17 protein-coding genes and 1 pseudogene are annotated in these 19,928 nt (G+C 68.3%); 9 read left to right on the top strand and 9 right to left on the bottom strand.

All coding sequences use genetic code 11. The features are described from left to right. Positions 1-68 precede the first annotated feature (68 nt). Together IT882_RS16640 and IT882_RS12100 are read left to right on the top strand one after the other, a co-directional pair. Complete coding sequence (locus IT882_RS16640; RefSeq protein WP_229382107.1) at positions 69-377, top strand: hypothetical protein; 309 nt, start codon at positions 69-71, stop codon at positions 375-377. Then, the gene (locus IT882_RS12100; protein WP_229382106.1) at positions 374-952 is read left to right on the top strand and encodes an aminotransferase class IV; all 579 of its coding nucleotides are present in this window, start codon (positions 374-376) and stop codon (positions 950-952) included. The genes IT882_RS16640 and IT882_RS12100 overlap by 4 nt, the downstream gene beginning before the upstream one ends. Before the next feature lie 243 nt (positions 953-1,195). Here the strand turns inward: IT882_RS12100 and IT882_RS16635 are convergent, their stop codons facing one another. From IT882_RS16635 to IT882_RS12075, 5 genes are all read right to left on the bottom strand, one after another. Beyond that, positions 1,196-1,669 (bottom strand): endonuclease domain-containing protein, encoded by a 474-nt coding sequence (locus IT882_RS16635; RefSeq protein ID WP_229382105.1) that lies wholly within the window; start codon positions 1,667-1,669, stop codon positions 1,196-1,198. Positions 1,670-2,280: 611 nt separating this feature from the next. Further along, on the bottom strand, positions 2,281-3,060 hold the full coding sequence (pstB, locus tag IT882_RS12090; protein WP_195692061.1) for a phosphate ABC transporter ATP-binding protein PstB: 780 nt from the start codon (positions 3,058-3,060) through the stop codon (positions 2,281-2,283). 16 nt (positions 3,061-3,076) lie between these two features. Then, on the bottom strand, positions 3,077-4,168 hold the full coding sequence (gene pstA / locus IT882_RS12085; protein WP_195692060.1) for a phosphate ABC transporter permease PstA: 1,092 nt from the start codon (positions 4,166-4,168) through the stop codon (positions 3,077-3,079). After that, positions 4,168-5,130, bottom strand: a complete 963-nt coding sequence (gene pstC / locus IT882_RS12080; protein WP_195692059.1) for a phosphate ABC transporter permease subunit PstC — start codon at positions 5,128-5,130, stop codon at positions 4,168-4,170. The genes pstA and pstC overlap by 1 nt, the downstream gene beginning before the upstream one ends. A 128-nt stretch (positions 5,131-5,258) precedes the next feature. Beyond that, a complete protein-coding gene (locus tag IT882_RS12075; protein WP_195692058.1) occupies positions 5,259-6,362 on the bottom strand; it encodes a phosphate ABC transporter substrate-binding protein PstS in 1,104 nt (367 codons plus the stop codon). Between the two features lie 175 nt (positions 6,363-6,537). Between IT882_RS12075 and IT882_RS12070 the strand changes: the two genes are divergently transcribed. From IT882_RS12070 to IT882_RS16625, 3 genes are read left to right on the top strand one after another with little or no spacing between them, the layout of a single operon-like run. Beyond that, positions 6,538-10,551, top strand: coding sequence for a Pls/PosA family non-ribosomal peptide synthetase (locus tag IT882_RS12070; protein ID WP_195692057.1), 4,014 nt, complete (start codon positions 6,538-6,540; stop codon positions 10,549-10,551). Beyond that, positions 10,548-11,249 carry a hypothetical protein gene (locus tag IT882_RS16630; protein WP_229382104.1) on the top strand — a complete coding sequence of 234 codons (702 nt, stop codon included), beginning with the start codon at positions 10,548-10,550 and terminating at the stop codon, positions 11,247-11,249. The genes IT882_RS12070 and IT882_RS16630 overlap by 4 nt, the downstream gene beginning before the upstream one ends. Further along, entirely contained in the window at positions 11,141-11,977 is an 837-nt protein-coding gene (locus IT882_RS16625; protein WP_229382103.1) for a M1 family aminopeptidase, read from the top strand. Before IT882_RS16630 ends, IT882_RS16625 begins: the two co-directional genes overlap by 109 nt. Here IT882_RS16625 and IT882_RS12060 read toward each other — a convergent pair. From IT882_RS12060 to IT882_RS12045, 4 genes and pseudogenes are all read right to left on the bottom strand, one after another. Next, positions 11,974-12,543, bottom strand: coding sequence for a chemotaxis protein CheY (locus IT882_RS12060; RefSeq protein ID WP_195692056.1), 570 nt, complete (start codon positions 12,541-12,543; stop codon positions 11,974-11,976). The two genes, IT882_RS16625 and IT882_RS12060, sit on opposite strands and share 4 nt — an antisense overlap. Next, entirely contained in the window at positions 12,540-13,478 is a 939-nt protein-coding gene (locus tag IT882_RS12055; protein ID WP_195694353.1) for an NUDIX hydrolase, read from the bottom strand. The genes IT882_RS12060 and IT882_RS12055 overlap by 4 nt, the downstream gene beginning before the upstream one ends. A gap of 29 nt (positions 13,479-13,507) precedes the next feature. Continuing rightward, on the bottom strand, positions 13,508-15,673 hold the full coding sequence (locus tag IT882_RS12050) for an RNA degradosome polyphosphate kinase (RefSeq protein ID WP_195692055.1): 2,166 nt from the start codon (positions 15,671-15,673) through the stop codon (positions 13,508-13,510). A gap of 50 nt (positions 15,674-15,723) precedes the next feature. Beyond that, positions 15,724-16,421: pseudogene (locus IT882_RS12045) on the bottom strand (response regulator transcription factor). A 78-nt stretch (positions 16,422-16,499) separates the two neighbouring features. Between IT882_RS12045 and IT882_RS12040 the strand changes: the two are divergent. From IT882_RS12040 to IT882_RS12025, 4 genes are all read left to right on the top strand, one after another. After that, positions 16,500-16,790: a hypothetical protein gene (locus IT882_RS12040; protein ID WP_195692054.1), complete on the top strand. Its 291-nt coding sequence runs from the start codon at positions 16,500-16,502 to the stop codon at positions 16,788-16,790. Between the two features lie 265 nt (positions 16,791-17,055). Beyond that, on the top strand, positions 17,056-17,667 hold the full coding sequence (locus IT882_RS12035) for an FABP family protein (protein WP_195692053.1): 612 nt from the start codon (positions 17,056-17,058) through the stop codon (positions 17,665-17,667). After that, complete coding sequence (locus tag IT882_RS12030; protein WP_195692052.1) at positions 17,667-18,779, top strand: YgfZ/GcvT domain-containing protein; 1,113 nt, start codon at positions 17,667-17,669, stop codon at positions 18,777-18,779. The genes IT882_RS12035 and IT882_RS12030 overlap by 1 nt, the downstream gene beginning before the upstream one ends. Next, on the top strand, positions 18,776-19,921 hold the full coding sequence (locus IT882_RS12025) for an FUSC family protein (RefSeq protein ID WP_229382102.1): 1,146 nt from the start codon (positions 18,776-18,778) through the stop codon (positions 19,919-19,921). The genes IT882_RS12030 and IT882_RS12025 overlap by 4 nt, the downstream gene beginning before the upstream one ends. Positions 19,922-19,928 lie beyond the last annotated feature (7 nt).

Here is a 19,928-nt window from a genome sequence, read left to right as displayed (position 1 = left end):
CTGCGGCCCGGCTATGACAGTCTAACGGCGACGTCAGGGTGGGTATTCCCGCCGCGTAGGCTCATCGCATGGCCACGAGTTTCGCTCTCATGATCCAGCCCGTCGATGCGGATGCCGACCGCATGGACTTCGCCGACACCTTCGCCGCCGTCGACCCGCAGGCCCCGGCCCTGAGCGTCGGCGAACTGAGCACGCAGCGCGGTGACGGGATCTTCGAGTCGATCGGCGTCGTTGACGGACATCCCCAGGAAGTCGGCGCGCATCTCGAGCGGCTCGCCCACTCAGCCCGCATCTGCGATCTTCCGGCTCCGAACCTGGCGCAGTGGCGCGCTGCGATCGACCACGTCGCGACCCACGCGCCGGCGGGGAGTCGGTGATCAAGCTCATTCTCAGCCGCGGGATCGAGCACGGTCCGACGCCCACGGCGTGGACGACACTCGCGCCAGCAGCCGACTTCACGGCGGTGCGGGAGCGCGGCATCCGCGTCGTGACCCTCGACCGTGGCTACGACTCGACAGTTCCCGCCCGGGCGCCGTGGCTGTTGCTCGGCGCCAAGACACTCTCGTACGCGGTCAACATGGCTTCTCTTCGCGAGGCTCGGCGCCGCGGAGCCGATGACGCGATCTTCGTGACGACCGATGGGTTCGTCCTCGAGGCGCCCACCGCATCGCTCGTGGTGCGCCGGGGCGACAGGTTCACGACACCCGCGCCGACGGGCGGCATCCTGCACGGCACGACACAGCTCAGTCTGTTCGCGTATCTCGAAGAGCGTGGCTTTGAGACGGGCTACGAGCAGATTCCGACAGAGGCTCTCGCCACCGTGGACGCCGCCTGGCTCGTCTCCAGCGTCCGCCTCGCGGCGCCGATCACAGCCGTCGACCGCGCCGACATCCCCACGGATGCCGCACTCACGGCGGACCTGAACGCCTACCTGTTGAGCCCGCGCGACTGACGCCCGCGCGCCCGGTGCGCGCCGCGGGTCGCAACGGCGCATAGTTTCCGCGACATGCCGCCGCCGGGAGCCGCGATTCGGCGTGTCGCGCAGGAGGTGCGCCGTTGCGACCCGGCGTCCACAGTTACCCGCCGGCCCAGTCGCGAATCCGGTGCTGCCCCCGCTCGTCGCAACGGTGCATAGTTTCGGCGACACGCCGCCGCCGGATGCCGCGATTCGGCGTGTCGTGCAGGAGGTGCGCGGTTACGGCAGCGGGCGCCCGAGCGCGCCGAGGATCGCGGCCTCCACAAGCTCCCAGTCGTGTACGACGAGGGCGTAATCGAAGCGGAGCGTCGTGTAGCCCCAGAGGGCAGCGTTCGCGTCCCTCACGAGATCTTTGTGGCGCATGCTGGTGCCGTCGTGGTTCTCTCGACCGTCTAGTTCGATCAGCAGACGTTCACCGATGACAGCATCCACGACGCCGACGCCGGTTATGGGCACTTGCGTTCGCACGCTCACGCCGAGGTGCCGGAGGCGCCACCGCAGGAGCGACTCGAGGCCGCTGTCGGCATCCTTCCGCGCCAGGTCGATGGCTTCACGGGCCGCGGCGTTCGTCCGAGACCGCAGCCAACGCAGATCGCTCGCGCCAGCGAGCCGCTGCCGCAGCGCGGATTCGAGGACGACGAAGAATTCCTCTGTTCCGCGGCAGTGCAGAATCTGCCGCAGTATGTGCCGCACGGGCGGCACCGCCGTCCCCGCGCCGGCTCGGCTATCGCCCCAGTGTTCGATGCAGTCACACCTATCGTGGGCATAGTGGTGTCGCGAGGGGAGCCAGACGTGAACTTCGGGGGCATCGTCGAGTACCCAGAGTCCGAGATGGCGCGCGGCAGAGACACAGGCCAGGGTGCCGCCATGCGCTGTCGCACGTACGAGGTCCCTGCAAGCCCACGGGCGTGCGTACACTCCCCGGCGCACGCGTGAGATCACGCCGTGGTGTAGCGCGGCGCGCACCCAGGTATACCCGACCCCGCGGGTACGAAGTTCCGCCACGGTCATCACGGCGAGAGGCGCGTCACACACTCCGTCATGCTGCGACGGGGAGCCTTCGCTGTGGGGCTCTGTCACCGGATGTGTGTGCTCTCGCCCCGCCAGAGACCCTGGGGAGGAGCTCTCGCGCGCCGTGAGTCATGAGCACGCCCCGAGGCGCTGCGTCGCAACGGCGCAGTGATTGCGGGACACGCCGATCATGGATGCCGCGGCTCGGTGTGTCGGCAACGATGTGCGCCGTTGCGACGAAACGCGAAGGGGCCCGACCGGTCGGCCGAGCCCCGTCGCGAATACCGGGATGCTTACCCGAAGCGGCCCGAGACGTAGTCCTCGGTGTCCTTGACCTTCGGGCGGGTGAAGATCGTGGTGGTCTCGTCGTACTCGATGAGCTTGCCCGGCTTGCCGGTGCCGGCGATGTTGAAGAACGCGGTCTTGTCGGACACACGCGACGCCTGCTGCATGTTGTGGGTCACGATGACGATCGTGTATTCGCTCTTGAGGTCTTCGATGAGGTCCTCGATCGCGAGGGTCGAGATGGGGTCGAGGGCCGAGCACGGCTCGTCCATCAGCAGCACGTCGGGTTCGACGGCGATGGCGCGGGCGATGCACAGGCGCTGCTGCTGACCACCCGAGAGGCCTGAGCCGGGGCGGTCGAGGCGGTCCTTGACCTCGTTCCAGAGGTTCGCGCCCTGGAGCGACTTCTCGACGAGGGTGTCCTGGTCGCTCTTGGACATGCGCTGGTTGTTCAGCTTGACGCCGGCGAGCACGTTCTCACGGATCGACATCGTGGGGAACGGGTTAGGACGCTGGAAGACCATGCCGACCTGGCGGCGCACCAGCACGGGGTCGACGCCCGGACCGTAGAGGTTGTCACCGTCGATCAGCACTTCGCCCTCGACGCGTGCGCCCGGGATCACTTCATGCATCCGGTTCAGAGTGCGAAGGAACGTCGACTTGCCGCAGCCGGAGGGGCCGATGAAGGCGGTCACCGAGCGAGGCTCGATCGTGAGCGAGACGCCCTCGACGGCGAGGAAGTTGCCGTAGTAGACGTTGAGGTCGTTGACATCGATGCGCTTGGACACGGGTATTCCTTCGGGTTCAGCGACCGGTCTTGGGCGCGAAGAACTTCGCGACGAAGCGGGCGGCGAGGTTGAGCACCATGACGATCAGGATCAGGGTCAGGGCACCGGCCCATGCACGCGAGATCGCGGCGTCGGGGTTGGTGCCCTGGTTGGCGTACTGGTTGTAGACGAACACGGGGAGGGTCATCATGTTCCCGTCCCAGATGTTCCAGTTCAAGCTCTGCGTGTATCCGGCGGTCAGCAGCAGGGGAGCCGTCTCACCGATGACGCGGGCGATCGCGAGCATGACACCGGTCGTGATACCGGCGATGGATGTCGGGAGAACGACCTTGACGATTGTCAGCCACTTCGGAACACCGAGGGCGAAGGATGCCTCGCGGAGCTCATTGGGCACCAGACGCAGCATTTCTTCCGAGGAGCGGACGACGACGGGGATCATCAGGACGCTCAACGCGATCGCGCCTTCGAAGCCCGACGAGTACCCCGCTCCGAAGAAGATCACGAATACGGCGTACGCGAACAGACCGGCGACGATCGAGGGGATACCGGTCATGACGTCGACGAAGAACGTGATCGCTCGGGCGAGCTTGCCGCTGTTGCCGTACTCGACCAGGTAGATCGAGGTCATGAGTCCGATCGGCACCGAGATGATCGTCGCGGTGAGCGTGATCAGCAGGGTTCCGACGATCGCGTGCAGCGCTCCGCCGCCGTCGCCGATCACGTTACGCATCGACTGGGTGAAGAAATCGATGTCGAACCGGGCGATTCCGTTGACGAGGACCGTGAACAGCAGCGAGATCAGCGGCAGGAGGGCGACAGTGAACGCCGCCGAGACCACAGCGGTGATGAACCGGTCGGTCGCGTTGCGCCGTCCCTCAACGATCGAGGCGACAACGAAGATCAGGATGGCGTACAGCACCGCACCCAGGAAGACGGCGGCGACGATGTTGTAGTTGGCGACGGGCTGGTCGATGTTCAGGAGGAAGAACACCAGGCCCATCACCACGAGCGAGCCCGCGAGCAGGAGCCAGCTGGTGCCCTTCGGGAGCCGTCCGTTGGAGAAGCTGTTGGCCTTCGAGGCTGTCGCGGTAGCGGTAGCGGTGGACATCAGTTGGCTCCCGAGAACTCAGCGCGGCGGTTGACGATCCAGCGAGCGATCGCGTTGACGGCGAAGGTGACGACGAACAGGACAAGGCCGGTGGCGATCAGGAGGCTCACGCCGGTGCCGTACGCCTCGGGGAATTGCAGTGCGATGTTTGCGGGGATCGTGGTCGGGTTGGTGGCGGTGAGCAACTCGAAGGTCACAACCCCCGACACCGAGAGCACCATCGTGACGGCCATCGTTTCGCCGAGCGCGCGACCGAGGGCCAGCATCGCCGCCGAGACCATGCCGCCTCGGGCGAAGGGCAAGACGGCCATCTTGATCATTTCCCAGCGGGTGGCGCCGAGCGCGAGTGCCGCCTCCTCGTGAAGCACCGGGGTCTGGAGGAACACCTCACGGCAGATGGCGGTCATGATCGGCAGCACCATGATCGCGAGGACGAGAGCGGCGGTGAGAATCGTGCGCCCGGTCGCAGAGACCTGGCCGCTGAAGAGCGGGATCCAGCCGAGGTAGGTGTTCAGCCAGACGTAGAACGGCTGGACGAAGCCGGCGAGCACGAGACCGCCCCAGAGACCGAAGACGACGGAGGGGACAGCGGCGAGAAGGTCGATGATGTAGCCGAGGACGGCTGCTGCGCGTCGGGGGGCGTAGTGCGAGATGAACAGCGCGATGCCGATGGCCACCGGTGCTGCCATGACCAGCGCGAGGATCGAGGACCAGATCGTGCCGAAGACCAGCGGCCACGTGTACTCGAGGAAGGTCTGACCCTTCAGGAGCGGGTTCTCGTCCGACGGGGTCGTGAACGCCGGGATGCTCTCGATGACCAGGAAGATCGTGACGGCAGCCAGGACCGCCAGGATGATGATGCCTGCCCCGAGAGCGGTTCCCGAGAAGACGAGGTCTCCCGGCCGTTTCTTGGCGTGGATCTTCGCCGGGGCTTCGGGTCCCGCGTCCGTGGTCGTCGCCATCCGTGTGTCCTTCGTGTCGAGTCCGGGTGAGGCTCAGCGAGAGCTCCGGCGGAGCCGGCCCTCTCGCTCAGCCCGCCCCGTTCAGTACATCGTGAATGTACCGAACGGGGCGGCCGAGGGGGAGTTGATCAGCCGATCAGGGCGATCGCGGCGTTGACCTTGTCGCGCAGCGAGTCCGAGATGGGAGCCGAGCCGGCGTTCTCAGCGGCGGCATCCTGGCCCTCGGGGCTGGCGATGTAGGTGAAGTAAGCCGAAACGAGCTCAGCGACGTTGGCGTCCTCGTACTCGACGCAGCCGATCTCGTAGCTCACGAGAGCGATCGGGTAGACCCCGGCCTCTTCGGTCGCGTAGTCGATGTCGAAGACGATGTCGCCCTCGGTGCGGCCGTCCTGCAGCGGCGAGGAGTCAACGATCATCGCGGCAGCCTCAGCCGAGTAGGGGACGAACTCGCCACCGACGCCGACCGAGACGGTGCCGAGGTCGCCAACCTGCGAAGCGTCGGCGTAGGCGATGGTGCCGTTGCCGTTGCGGGTCGCGTCGACGACACCCGAGGTGCCCTGAGCAGCCTCGCCGCCCTCGATCGGCCATTCGCCGTCGGGCTCGTAGGTCCACACCGAGGGAGCCGCGGCCGACAGGTAGGAGGTGAAGGTCTCGGTCGTGCCCGAGTCGTCCGAGCGGTGAACCGGCGAGATCGCCAGGTCGGGGAGCTCGACACCGTCGTTGAGGCTCGCGATGGCCTCGTCGTTCCAGTTGGTGATCTGGCCGGCGAAGATGCCCGCGACGACGTCGGCGGTCATGTTCAGCGACTCGACGCCCTCGAGGTTGAAGGCGACAGCAACGGGCGAGATGTAGACGGGGATCTCGACGATTCCAGCCGAGCCGCCGTCGGCGCACGCCGCGAAGGTGTTCTCGGTGATCTCGTCGATCTTGAACGCGCGGTCGGAGCCGATGAAGTTGCTCGCGCCGGCGATGAAGTTCTCACGGCCGGTGCCCGAGCCGGTGGGCTCGTAGTTGACGGTCGCGTCGGGGTTGGCGATCTGGAAGTTGGCGACCCAGGCCTCCTGGGCAGCGGTCTGCGACGATGCGCCGGTCGCGCCGATGGTGCCCGAGAGGGTGGACTCCATGGGCTCTTCCGTCGAGTCACCGGTGGACTCGTTGGTGGCGCAGCCAGCCAGCGCGAGAGCGGCGACAGCTGCGACAGCGCCCAGCTGGGCGAAACGGGTGATCTTCACTGTGAATCCTTCACTGTGTCGGGGATGTGTTGCGGGCCCGGTGCAGGGCACTTACGTGACGGTAGACAGCGACTCTTAAGGGATCGGTTGGTCTAGGTGAACACGAGGTAAACGGGCTCAGGCGGTCTGCGGTGTCTACCCCGCCCCCAACCACGCTCACCGGTACCGTCGAACGGTGACTTCCGACCAGGCGACCGTCCTCGACCGGGCTGCGTATGCCGCCTCACCGCGGACTCTCGTCGACATCCTGCAAGAGACGGTGCGCCGACACCCCGAGGCGTCAGCGATCGATGACGGTGCCGGTCCTGCGGTCAGCTACCGGGAACTCGCTGCCCGGGTGGCCCTGACCGCCTCCCGCCTCGTGGCCGCGGGGGTGCGGCACGGCGACCGTGTCGGCATCCGCATGACATCGGGGACCAAGGAGCTGTACATCGCCATCCTCGGCGTCATGGCAGCCGGCGCTGCCTATGTTCCCGTCGACGCCGAGGATACGGAAGAGCGCGCCGCGCTCGTGTTCGGCGAGGCCGGTGTTCGAGGCGTCATCACCGGCCGGGGTCTCTATGCCCCGAGCCCTCAGGGTGACGCTGACGGACCGGGACTCGAACCATCCGATGTCACCTCCGAGATCCCCACGGTCGAGGACCCTGACGGTGCCGCAGACGAGGACCTGTTCGCGGGCGAAGCTCCGCAGGGGCACACGCGAGCGCTCGACATCCTTGCCCCGCCCGCGCCGGACGACGACGCGTGGATCATCTTCACCTCCGGTTCGACGGGGGTTCCCAAGGGCGTCGCTGTCACGCATCGGTGTGCCGCGGCCTTCGTGGATGCCGAGAGCAGCCTCTTTCTGCAGGATGAGCCGCTCGGCACCTCAGACCGGGTGCTGGCGGGGCTGTCGGTCGCCTTCGATGCTTCGTGCGAAGAGATGTGGCTCGCATGGGCACATGGCGCCTGTCTGGTGCCGGCGCCGCGCGCTCTCGTCCGCTCGGGGGTGGACCTGGCGAACTGGCTCGCGCGACAGGGCATCACCGTCATCTCGACGGTCCCGACGCTCGCTGCGATGTGGCCGAGCTCGACAATCGACAACGTCCGGCTGCTGATCTTCGGCGGTGAAGCCGTGCCGCCCGAACTCGGTACGCGCCTGGCAGCCGAGGGCCGCGAAGTATGGAACACCTACGGCCCGACGGAGGCCACGGTCGTCTCGTGCGCCGCGCCGCTCGTGCCCGACGCTCCCGTCCGAATCGGGCTCCCGCTGGAGGGCTGGTCCCTTGCCGTCGTGGATGCCGAGGGGAATCCGGTCGCGGAGGGGGAGAGCGGCGAGCTCATCATCGGCGGGGTCGGGCTCGCGCGCTACCTCGACCCGGCCAAGGATGCCGAGAAGTACGCATCCATGCCGACGCTGGGGTGGGAGCGCGCCTATCGATCGGGCGACCTGGTGCGGTACGAAGCCGAGGGCCTGGTCTTTCTCGGCCGCGCTGACGATCAGGTGAAGATCGGCGGGCGCCGCATCGAGTTGGGCGAGGTCGAAGCCGCTCTTCAGGACCTGCCGGGCGTGACGGCAGCGACCGCCGCGGTCCGCACCTCGGATGCCGGCAACCCCGTGCTGGTCGGCTACGTCGTCGTCGACGAACCCGACAGCTTCGATCGCGCTGCGGCTCGCGCCGCCCTCGCCGCACGCCTCCCCGCCGGCATCATGCCCCTCTTCGCCCTGCTGCCGGATCTTCCGGCGCGGACCTCGGGCAAAGTCGATCGCGCGGCGCTCCCGTGGCCGGTTCCCGGCACCGAACAACCCGTCGCGGGGCTGTCCGAGAACGAGGCGTGGCTGGCGGAGCACTGGCAGGCGGTGCTTGGCGTGCCCGCCGACGACCGCGACTCGGACTTCTTCGACCTCGGGGGCGGATCGCTCGCGGCTGCGCAACTGGCATCACGGGTGCGGGCGCGCCTTCCCGAATTCACCGTCGCCGACATCTACGACATGCCCCGCCTGGGCGCGATGGCTTCGCTCCTTCCGGCGGTGGATGCCGCCACCGCTGCGTCCGCGGCGGACTATCACCGCGCCGTCCCGACGCCGGCCGCTACCGGCCTCGTGCAGACCCTGCTTGGGGCACCCTTGTTCGTTCTGTCCGGCATCCGTTGGCTGCTCTACCTGCTCACCGCGAGCACGATCCTGCGGCTCGGCGGCGGATTCGCCTTCCTCCCGGACGTGCCGTGGTGGGTGCTCGCGATCGGTCTTCTCGTGTTCGCGACCCCGTTCGGTCGCATGGCGATCGCGGTGGCCGCCGCGCGGACGCTGCTTGCCGGGCTCGAGCCCGGAGACTATCCGCGGGGCGGTGGCGTTCACCTGAGACTGTGGCTCGCCGAGCAGATCGCCGACCAGATCGATGCTGTCGGCTTCGTCGGGGCGCCGTGGGTGACGTACTACGCGCGGGCGCTCGGAGCCTCGATCGGCCGTGACGTCCACATGCACACGCTGCCTCCGGTCACCGGAATGCTGCAGGTCGGCGACAACGCCGCCATCGATCCCGAGGTCGACCTCAGCGGCACGTGGGTGGACGGCGACACGGTACGCGTGGGCGGCATCCGGATCGATGCGGATGCCATCATCGGCGCCCGCAGCACGCTGGCCCCCGGCACCAAGATCGGTCAGCGCGCACGCGTGGCCCCCGGCTCGGCGGTGTTCGGCAGAGTCAAGCCCGACCAGGCGTGGGCGGGGTCTCCTGCCGTGCGCGTCGGCGAGCCCGCCGCCGACTGGCCTCCGGGACGAGCGCCTGCGCCACACCGGTGGCTGTGGGCCTATATCGCCTCGTCCCTCGCGCTGGCCCTGCTGCCGATCGTTGCGTTCGCCGCCGGTGGCGGCATCCTGGCGCTGGTCATGCGAGACGCCGACACTCTCGGCGAGGCGTCGCTGGTGGGCCTCGCCTGGATCGTGCCCGGCATCCTGGTCGCGGGCGTGGTCTTCGCCGGGACCGTCGTGCTCGCCGTGCGAGTGCTGTCGATCGGCCTTCGCGAAGGTACGTATCCCGTGCGCAGCAGGCTCGGCTGGCAGGTGTGGACGACCGAGCGCCTGCTCGATTCGGCACGCACCGTGCTGTTCCCCCTGTACTCGAGCCTGTTCACCCCGATCTGGCTGCGGATGCTGGGAGCGTCGATCGGCCGCAATGTCGAGGCGTCCACGGTGCTCCTGATCCCGACGATGACCACGGTCGACGATGGCGCCTTCCTCGCCGACGACACGATGGTCGCCTCCTACGAGCTCGGTGGCGGCTGGGTGCGGGTCGACCACGTCAAGATCGGCAAGCGCGCCTTCGTCGGCAACTCCGGCATGGTGGCCCCCGGTCACCGCGTGCCGAAAGACGGCCTGATCGCGGTGCTGTCGGCGGCGCCCGCGAAGGCGAAGGCAGGATCGTCGTGGCTCGGTTCCCCGGCCGTGCGTCTGCGACGCGTCGCAGCGAGCGTCGACGAGTCTCGCACCTACGAGCCTCCCGCGTCGTTGCGGATCGCTCGCAGCCTGTGGGAGCTGTCGAGGATCGTTCCCGTCTTCGTCACGGGGGCCATCGGGTTCGCGGTGCTCATGGGGCTGGCAGTGCTGTGGAACACCATCGGACCCGGGTGGACGGTGCTCCTGTCGGGCATCGTCATGCTCGCCGCCGGCGCGGTGGCCGCCGCGGCCACGACAGCCGCCAAGTGGGCACTCGTCGGGCCGATCCGCGCGGGCGAGCACCCGCTGTGGTCGAGTTTCGTGTGGCGCACCGAAGTGGTCGACACGTTCACCGAGATGGTTGCGGCGCCGTGGTTCGCGCGCGCGGCATCCGGAACTCCCGCGCTCGCGGTATGGCTGCGGTCCCTCGGCGCTCGGGTCGGTCGGGGAGTGTGGTGCGAAACGTACTGGCTGCCCGAGCCCGATCTGGTCACTCTCGGCGACGGATCCACCGTCAACCGGGGATGCGTTGTGCAGACGCACCTGTTTCATGATCGGATCATGAGTATGGATGCCGTCACGCTCGAACCCGGCGCAACGCTCGGGCCGCACTCCGTCATCCTGCCCGCCGCCTCGATCGGCGCGCACGCGACAGTCGGGCCGGCCTCGCTGGTCATGCGCGGCGAGAGTGTTCCGGTCGGCTCCCGCTGGAGCGGGAATCCCATCGGCCCGTGGCGTGCGGTGAAGATCCGCGCCTATCAGGCGGCCCCGTGAGGAATGACCACGATCACCGAGACGGCGTCGACACGGGAGACCCCCGCGCCCACGACTCCTACACGCCCCAGAGCGGCGATCCCTCGTTCGACGTCGACGCGTACGCGCTCGAGCTGTCCTACCGTGTTCGCACCAACAGACTCGAGGGCCGCGCGACCCTGAGCATCCGGATCGTGACGGCGACCTCGTCGATCGCGCTGGATCTCATCGGCCTGCGGGTCAGCAGGGTGCGGATCGACGGGCAGCGCCGCACGCAGCACGCGCAGGGTCCCCGCAAGCTGCGGATCACGCTGCCGCGCGCGATGCAGCCGGGGGAGACCCTGACGCTGACCGTCGAGTACGCGGGCGCGCCGTCGCCGCGACGATCGCGCTGGGGCGCCATCGGGTGGGAAGAACTCACCGACGGCTCACTCGTCGCGTCGCAGCCGATCGGTGCGCCCACGTGGTTCCCGTGCAACGATCGCCCCGACAACCGGGCGACGTACCGGATTCGTGTCACGACGGATGCCGAGTACACGGCCGTGGCCACCGGAGTGCTGCAGTCCCGCACGCGCTCGGGGGTCAGGTCACCGCCGAGTACGCGATCGGTGTGCCGGCCGCCACCTACCTCGTCGCCGTCTACGTGGGTCAGTTCGAATCGCATCGGCTCGGAGAGCGCATCGTGGTCGCCTCACCGCCGTCGCTTCGCGCCGATGTGAAACGGGCCCTCGACCCCCTGCCGCGCATGATGGCGGCGTTCGAGGAGCGGTTCGGACCGTACCCGCAGGAGGACTGCACGATCGTGGTGACCGGCGATCCCCTCGAGATCCCCCTCGAGGCGCAGGGAACTGCCGTCTTCGGCGCCAACCACCTCGATCCCGCCTCCGAACGCCTCGTGGCTCACGAACTGGCCCACCAGTGGTTCGGCAACAGCGTCGGGGTGGCGCGGTGGCGTGACATCTGGCTCAACGAAGGATTCGCGTGCTACGCGGAGTGGCTGTGGTTCGAGTCGATCGGCGTCGAGACCGCCGACGCTGCGGCGCGCCGGGCTCATGGCAAGCTCGCGAACCTTCCACAAGACCTCGTCATCAGCGACCCCGGCGCCGATCTGATGTTCGATGACCGTCTCTACAAGCGTGGGGCGCTGACCCTGCACGCGGTACGCCTGGCGATCGGTGACGAGCCGTTCTTCGACCTGCTGCGCGGATGGTGCGCGGCGTACGCGAACGCGTGCGTCACAACTGGCGACTTCCGCAGCTTCGTCTCCGAGGCCGGTCACGACCTCGGCGCGGTGCTGGATGCCTGGTTGGATGCCGGCGCGCTGCCGCAGCTGCCGACGCGACCGGGTGGGACCGGCGAGCCAGGCAAACCGGGAGCGAAGTCCGGGTCCAAGAGCGCTGACAACGATGCGTCCAAGCGCGGTGCGCGAAAGAAGTCCTCGCGCTAGATGTTGCTGGCGACCGCGGCGGGGGCAAGCGCTGCGCTGACGAGCACCCGCGGTGGGCCGACGAGGTCCCATCCGGCGATCACATCGGGGCGGCCAGGAACGTCGGCATGCCACACCGCGCCGGAGGCGTTCTCGGCGTCTGCGGGACCGCTGACGCTCGTCACGTGCACCAGCCCGGGTTCGACGAGCAGTCCTCGCCGATCGGCCTTGAGCGCTGCCTCCACCCTCACCCAATCCCGCACGCTCGCCGGGCCGGCGCCGAGAACGCCGGTGAGACCGGCCCGATCGCGGCGGGCGTCGACCTCGGGTTCGGCATCCACCCCCACGGTTCCGGCGGCCGCCGGTGCGATAGCCACGACCGCCCAGTCCGCCGCGTAGGAGACGCTCGCGGTGACTGCCGCGCCGTCGATGTGCACCGGACCGTGGTCTTCACCGCACCGTGGACACGGGTTGGTGATCCGGATGCCGGGCTCGTCGATGAGATCGCGCAGGAGCCGCCAGGCGACCGCGCGTCGGTCGTCGTCGTCGCCGACCACGGCCCAGCCGAGCCGGATGAGTCCGCTCACGCGGGAGGCTGATGCGTCTCGATCGCGACGATCCCCGACCCGGGGTTGTCGGTGGACAGATGCACGACAGAGAAGCCGCCCGTCGCGAGGCCTGACGCGTTGCCCAGGTGCGAACCCATGAGCGATCCGGTGGCCATCGCGAGCTCCTCGATGATCTCGGGCAGCACGGGGCCGTGGCTGCAGAGCAGCGCGGGCTTGCGGGCACGCACGCGTTGGCCGACGATCGTGCGGGCGTCGGTGGCGCCCTCCTCCCACGCGTCCTGACTGATCAGCGGGGAGAAGTCGATGCGGCGCCCCAGAGCGGCGGAGAGGGGACCGACGGTCTTCGCACACCGAACGGCGGGGCTCGACACGATCCGGCGCGCACCGAAGGCCAGCAGCGGCCCGACGAGAGCGTTAGCCTGCTTGCGTCCGCGCGGGGCAAGCGGACGCGAGGCATCCGATCCGTCCCACTCGTCAGCGGGCACGGCCTTCGCATGACGCAGCGCGATGACGGGGAACGTGCGCAGCACGTCCTTGTCGCGGATCTCGAGGAATTTGTCGAGGATCTCCACGTCGACGGGGTAGCTGAGCTTGGCGCGCGCCTTCTTGGTCGAGACCCACTCGAGCGCGGCGATCTCTTTGTTCGGAACGAACGTCGACGCCCTGATGGCGGCATCCGTGGCCTCGGCAGCCCAGTAGTGCACGATCTTCTCGCGCTTGGAGGGCATGTGGTAGGTCGAAACGCCCACCGGCACGCCCAGTGAGACACGGATGCCGGTCTCTTCGTGGATCTCGCGGACGGCGGTCTCGGGGAGCGTCTCGCCGGGATCGACCTTGCCCTTGGGGAGCGTGACGTCCCGGTACTGGGTGCGGTGGATCAGCAGGATGCGGAGCTTGCCGTCAACCAGGCGCCACAGCACCCCGCCGGCGGCGTAAACAATGTTCTCGGTCATGGTCGGGTCCGGGACGGTGAGAGTATCGGTCATCGCGTGGCTCGCGCCCGTCGCCGGCTCTGCACATCGGTCATGGTCTGGTCTTGCAGATCGACGAGCTGGTTGCCGTGCTCGTCGAGGTGGTGGCGCGCCCAGGTGCCGGTGTGGTCCAGCCACCAGGAGCTTGTCGTGTCGCTCATCGCGAGGTCGAACAGGGCGGTCAGCTGTGCCAGGTGCGCCTGGTCCCTCACGCGGACAAGGGCCTCGACACGGCGGTCGAGGTTTCGGTGCATCATGTCGGCGCTGCCGATGTAGATGTGCTCGTCGCCGTCGTTGTGGAACGCGAAGATGCGCGAGTGCTCGAGGTATCTGCCGAGGATGCTGCGCACCGTGATGTTCTCGCTCAGCCCGGGAACGCCCGGCTTGATGGAGCAGATGCCTCGCACCCAGATCTCGACGGGGACGCCGGCCTGACTCGCCCGGTAGAGCGCATCGATGATCTGCTCGTCGACCATCGAGTTGACCTTGATGCGAATTCGCGCCGGTTTGCCCGCGAGGGCGTTGCGGCGCTCGGACTCGATGAGGCGCAGCAGGCCCTTGCGGAGGTGGAGCGGGGCGACCAGGAGCCGCTTGAACTTCTTTTCGATCGCGTACCCCGACAGCTCGTTGAACAGGCGCGTGAGGTCGCGTCCGACCTGCTCGTCGGCGGTGAACAGCCCGAAGTCCTCGTACATCCGGCTGGTCTTGGGGTTGTAGTTGCCGGTTCCGATGTGGCAGTAGCTGCGGAGGGATCCCTCTTCCTCACGGATGACGAGAGCCAGCTTGCAGTGGGTCTTGAGTCCGACGAGGCCGTAGACGACATGGACGCCGGCCTTTTCGAGCTTCCGCGCCCACACGATGTTCGCTGCCTCGTCGAAGCGGGCCTTCACCTCAACGAGAGCGAGCACCTGCTTGCCGGCTTCGGCGGCGTCGATGAGCGACTGGATGATGGGGCTGTCGCCGGACGTGCGATACAGCGTCTGCTTGATCGCGAGGACCTGCGGGTCCTTCGCTGCCTGATCGAGGAAGGCCTGGACGCTCGTCGCGAAGGACTCGTACGGATGGTGGACGAGCACATCGGCGCTGCGGATGGCGCTGAAGATGTCGGATCGCTCGTTGTTGTCGCCCGGCTGGAAGGCCAGTGCGGTCGTCGGAAGGTGCGGCTTGTACTTCAGCTCCGGCCGGTTCACGCGGCTGAGGCCGAACAGGCCCCGGAGGTCCAGCGGCCCGGGGATCCGGTAGACCTCTTGTTCGGTGATGTCGAGTTCGCTGATCAGGAGCTTCAGGGTCAGCTCGTCCATGTCCTCGGTGACCTCGAGGCGGATCGGCGGACCGAAGCGACGGCGCATGAGTTCAGCCTCGAGAGCCTGGATGAGATTCTCGGTCTCGTCCTCCTCGATGACCATGTCCTCGTTGCGGGTGAGGCGGAAGGCGTGGTGGTCGAGCACCTCCATCCCGGGAAACAGATCGCCGAGGTGGTTGGCGATGAGGTCTTCGAGCGCAAGGTAACGCGCGCGCTCGCCGTCCCGGGAGATCTCGACGAACCGCGGCAGCATCGGCGGCACCTTGAGGCGCGCGAACTCCTGCCGTCCGGTCCGGGCGTTGCGGATTCGGATCGCCAGGTTCAGCGAGAGGCCCGAGATGTAGGGGAAGGGGTGGGCCGGGTCGACGGCCAGGGGCATCAGGACGGGGAAGACCTGCTCGTGGAAGTACTCGTACAGCCGGTTCCGCTCATCCTGTTCCAGAGACGCAAACGAGACGAAATCCACACCGGCCTCGGCCAGTGCGGGCGCAACGAGGCGGCTCCAGGCATCCGCGTGGCGAAGCTGGAGGCGGTGGGCCTCTGCCGAGATGTCGGCGAGGGCGTCTTCCGGGGAGGTGCCGACGTTCGTGGGCACCGCGAGTCCGGTGACGATGCGGCGCTTGAGCCCCGCGACCCGGACCATGAAGAACTCATCCAGGTTGCTCGCGAAGATCGCGAGGAAGTTGGCGCGCTCCAGCGGGGGAAGGCGCGGGTCCTCGGCCAGCTCGAGCACGCGCTGATTGAACGCGAGCCAGCTCAGCTCGCGGTCGAGAAAGCGGTCAGTGGGCAGGAGCTCATCGTCTGCTGCCGCTGAGTCGAAGTCGTCGTCATCTTCGTCGCCGAGCCCGGTGTCGAGAACCTCGTGGTCGATCATGGGTCCATCCTGTCAGCGCTACGTAACTCGCGCGTGAACAGTTTTTCTCGTCAGGCGTCAGTGCGTTCGCGTGGCGGCGGGGGAGCGTCGTCCTCGTAGACGTTGAAGCGGTATCCGACGTTGCGAACCGTTCCGATGAGCTGCTCCAGGTCGCCGAGCTTGGCGCGCAGTCGCCGGACGTGCACGTCGACAGTGCGGGTGCCACCGAAGTAGTCATAGCCCCATACCTCGCTCAGCAACTGCTCGCGGGTGAACACGCGCGACGGGTGGGTCGCGAAGAAGTGCAGCAGCTGGAACTCCTTGTAGGTGAGATCGAGCGGGCGACCGTGCACTTTGGCGGAGTACGAGGATTCGTCGATGGTGATCCCGAGGTCTGAATGCGGGTCGAGACCTGCTCTTTGGCCATCCGTCCAATCGCGAGGCGAACGCGCGCGTCCACCTCGGCCGGGCCGGCCGTGACCAGGATGACGTCATCGACGCCCCAGTCGGGCGAGACTGCCGTCAGGCCGCCCTCGGTCACGATGAGGATCAGCGGAACATCCAGCCCCGTCGTACCCAGGATCTTGCACAGCGACTTCGCCCCGACGAGGTCGGTGCGGGCATCCACGAACACGATGTCGGCGCTGGGCGCATTGACCAGCTGAGCAGGCTCGGCGGGGATCTGGCGAGTGCGATGGCTCAGCAGCTCGAGCGCGGGCAGAGCTGGGCCACCGCCTGGGGCGGAACTCAGAACCAATAGCTGTGCCACGCTGACATCCTCCCGGTGCCGGAGGCGCACCGCGCCCCTCAGTTTAGGCCGTCCCCCACCATGGGAGACAATAGGGCGATGGACCTGCCTCCGCTCGCTCCACGCCGTGCCTTCGGCGGGATCGTCGCCGTCTGGGTGGCTGCTGCGGTTGCCGGCACGATCATCGGCTTTTTCGTGCCCGCGGAGTGGCGGATCGCCTGGCTCGGCGTGGCCCTCGGGCTCTGCGTCGTCCTGGCCTTCGCGGTGCAGCTGGCCTATGGCCGCTCCCAGGCCTTCGTCGAACGTGTCGCACTGAGCACACTGGGCGCGGCCATCGTGCTCGGTGTCATCAGCCTCGGGTTCGGGCTCGCCTCGATCGTGCCGCGCTGACGCGAGATTTAGAGCGTGGGCTGGGCGCCGAGACACCGGAGCCTGGGTGAGACACTCCGCCACGCGCAGTGTCTCGAAACACGTCGGGTGTCTGACGCGTCAGAGGCGCCGTTCGAGCAGAGCGATTCCGAGATAGAGTGGGGTCATGGACCTCGTAGCGCTCGAACTCTTCTTCGTGGGCCTGCTTGCGCTCGCGTCGCTGGCGATCGTGTTCGTCTCGGGTGTCGTCGTGAAGAACCTGTACCGCGGCCAGCGCTGACGCGCCGTGATCGATCTTCCCACCGACCTCCCTGCCGAACTCGCGCCACTGTCGTGGCTCGTCGGCGTGTGGGAGGGGACCGGTGTCATCGACTACGACACCGACGGGACCCATTTCACCGGTGAGTTCCATCACCGGGTGAGTTTCAGTCACGACGGCGGCGACCACCTCAACTATTCGGCTCAGGCGTGGCTTCTGAACGCTGACGATCCGTCCGGCCCGCGCAGCGCTCTGGTCAGCGAGACCGGCTACTGGCGGTTGGCGATCCCGGCGACCGATGCCATGCCCGGTCCGGGCCTGCTCCCTGCCGCGTCTGCTGCCGCGCCGCTCACGGTCGACGACGTCGAGGCCCTCCGCACCGCCGAGGGCGGGTTCGAGATCGAAGTCTCGCTCGTGCACTCCGATGGCGTGTGCGAGCTCTACCTCGGTCAGATCCGTGGTCCTCGCATCGATATCGCCACCGACGCCGTCATCCGCACCGCATCGGCCAAGTCCTACTCCGCTGCCACCCGCATGTACGGGTTGGTCGACGGTCACCTGCTCTGGGCCTGGGACATCGCGGCGCTCGGGGGATCGCTCGCGTCCCACGCCTCGGCACGGCTCGCGAAGGTCGACTGATGGCATCCGCGTTCGAGCGGGTACCCGGTGCCGTGGTCGAGGACGGCATCCTGATGCACGTCGGCAACCCCCTCGTCGAGCAGCGTCGACTTCTGCGCGGCGACGCCGTGGCGCCTCTCGACAATCGTGCGGTGGTGAGCGTGTCAGGGCCCGACCGACTCGCGTGGCTCGACTCGATCACCTCGCAAGCGGTCGCCGGCCTCGCGCCCGGGGTCAGTAGCGAACTGCTCATCCTGGACCCGAATGGTCACATCGAGCACGCTGCCGGAATCGTCGATGACGGTGAGACGGCGTGGCTCATCGTCGACACCGCCGATGCCGACCGACTCGTGGCCTGGCTCACGAGGATGCGATTCCGGATGCGGGTCGAGATCGATCGCCGCGACGAGCTCGCCGTCTTCGGAGCGGTCTCGCCCGAGGTCGCCGCGCTCGAGGCCTTTTCGCCTGCGGGAGTTCCCGTGGTGTGGCGCGACCCCTGGCCGGGCATCACCGCCGGCGGCCACGGGTACGCGGTCGGTGAGCATCCGGGCGCGGCCCGCGCCTGGGTCGAGGTCATCGTCAACGCGTCCGAACGCGACCGGATCGCGGGCGCCGCAGCTGCGCGCGAGGTCTCGCTGGCAGGCGTGATCGCCGTGGATGCCCTGCGCATCGCCGCGTGGCGGCCGAGCTGGGTACGCGAGGTCGACGAGCGCTCACTGCCCCATGAACTGGACTGGCTGCGAACCGCCGTCCACCTGAGCAAGGGGTGCTACCGGGGTCAAGAGACCGTCGCGAAGGTTCACAACCTCGGCCACCCTCCGCGCCGCCTCGTTGCCGTGCACCTCGACGGCGCCGACAGCATCCTGCCGCCACCGGGGTCTGAGGTCCGTGTCTCCGGCGACGCCGTGGGCGTGCTCACCTCGGTGGCCCTCCACGTCGACGACGGCCCCATCGGGTTGGCGATCGTCCGGCGCACAGCCGCCGACGGCGACGCGACGGTCGAGACCGCGGAGGGCACCGTCGCGGCGCGGCTCGAGATGATCGTCCCGCCCGAGGCCGGTGCTGCAGCATCCGTGCCCCGGCTCCCGCGGCTCTCCCGACGCGCGGCGAATGCCGCGCCCTCGGGGTCGTGAGCGCCGGGCAGGACCCGCGCTCACCGAAGCCGAGCGCACCCGACGAGACCGCGCCGCTGACCCTGCCGGTGCGCGTGCGCTGGTGGAGCAGGTTCAGCCCGCTGCCCGGGTGGATGCGGCTGCGGGGATCGTCGATCGCGATCCTGCAGATCGTGGTTGCGGCAACGGGCGCGTACGCCTTCGCCGCCTATGTCCTCGGGCATCAGGCGCCGCTGCTTGCCGCGACAGTGACCGTCTCGAGCCTGGGCCTCGTTCGCGACGCTCGGCCCCGTCGGGTGCTCGAGACCGTGATCGGCATGATCATCGGCATCCTCGTGGCCGAAGTGCTGCTGATCGTCGCGGGCACGGGATGGTGGCAGCTGAGCCTGGCCCTGGGTGCCACGCTCGCCGTCGCCCGGTTCCTCTCCCCGCAGCCGGGCTTTGCCATCGCTGCCGCGATCCAATCCCTCATCGTCATGATCATCCCCACGAGCTCGCCGATGCTGCGGCTCATCGACGGGGTCATCGGCGGAATCGCTGCGCTGCTGGTCACGGCGCTGATTCCGCGCAGCCCCCAACGCACCGAGGTCGCCGCCGGGGAGGTGCTCTTCACGCGCTTCCAGAGCGCGACCGAGACGATCATCCGTGCTCTGCGTCGCGGCGACCGCGTCCGCGCGCAGCGCGGGCTCGAGAAGGCGCGCGCCCTGCAGGCCGACATCGATGATTGGCGACTGACGCTCGAGTCCGGTCTGGGGATTGCTCGCATTTCACCGTTCCTGCGCTCGCAGCGGCACGAGATCGCGCGCCACCAACGGATCTGGCAGTCGATGGACTTCGCGTGCCGCAACCTCCGGGTGATCGCCAGGCGCACGGTCTACCTCGTCGACGACCGCGAGCCGCGCGCCGTCGGAGCCGAGATGCTGGCCGATCTCGGCCGCGGTGCTGACCTCATCGCCCGGTCGTTGCGGGACATCTCGCTGGAGCCGGTGGCTCGGGAGACGCTCCGCTCGGTCGCGGTGCGCCTCGATCCCGCCACCGTGCTTCCCGAGGCGACGCTCGGCGATCAGAACCTCATCGCGGCGCTTCGACCGCTCGCCGTGGATCTCCTCACCGCCGCGGGCATGTCGGGCGAGGATGCCGCCCACACCGTTCCCCGTATCTGACCTGCCC

The organism is Microbacterium schleiferi (assembly GCF_015565955.1).
In the GTDB taxonomy this organism is placed as follows: Bacteria; Actinomycetota; Actinomycetes; order Actinomycetales; family Microbacteriaceae; genus Microbacterium; species Microbacterium schleiferi_A.
The sequence above is the reverse complement of the archived record's forward strand: the minus strand, read 5'-3'. Positions and strand labels throughout refer to the sequence as shown.

What these genes read in the sequence shown, in the direction of transcription:
- IT882_RS12050 (WP_195692055.1), bottom strand. Translation starts at nt 15,673, where the DNA reads ATGATCGACCACGAGGTTCTCGACACCGGGCTCGGCGACGAAGATGAC.
- pstA (WP_195692060.1), bottom strand. Translation starts at nt 4,168, where the DNA reads ATGTCCACCGCTACCGCTACCGCGACAGCCTCGAAGGCCAACAGCTTC.
- IT882_RS16640 (WP_229382107.1), top strand. Translation starts at nt 69, where the DNA reads ATGGCCACGAGTTTCGCTCTCATGATCCAGCCCGTCGATGCGGATGCC.
- IT882_RS12030 (WP_195692052.1), top strand. Translation starts at nt 17,667, where the DNA reads ATGGCATCCGCGTTCGAGCGGGTACCCGGTGCCGTGGTCGAGGACGGC.
- pstC (WP_195692059.1), bottom strand. Translation starts at nt 5,130, where the DNA reads ATGGCGACGACCACGGACGCGGGACCCGAAGCCCCGGCGAAGATCCAC.
- IT882_RS12055 (WP_195694353.1), bottom strand. Translation starts at nt 13,478, where the DNA reads ATGACCGAGAACATTGTTTACGCCGCCGGCGGGGTGCTGTGGCGCCTG.
- IT882_RS12040 (WP_195692054.1), top strand. Translation starts at nt 16,500, where the DNA reads ATGGACCTGCCTCCGCTCGCTCCACGCCGTGCCTTCGGCGGGATCGTC.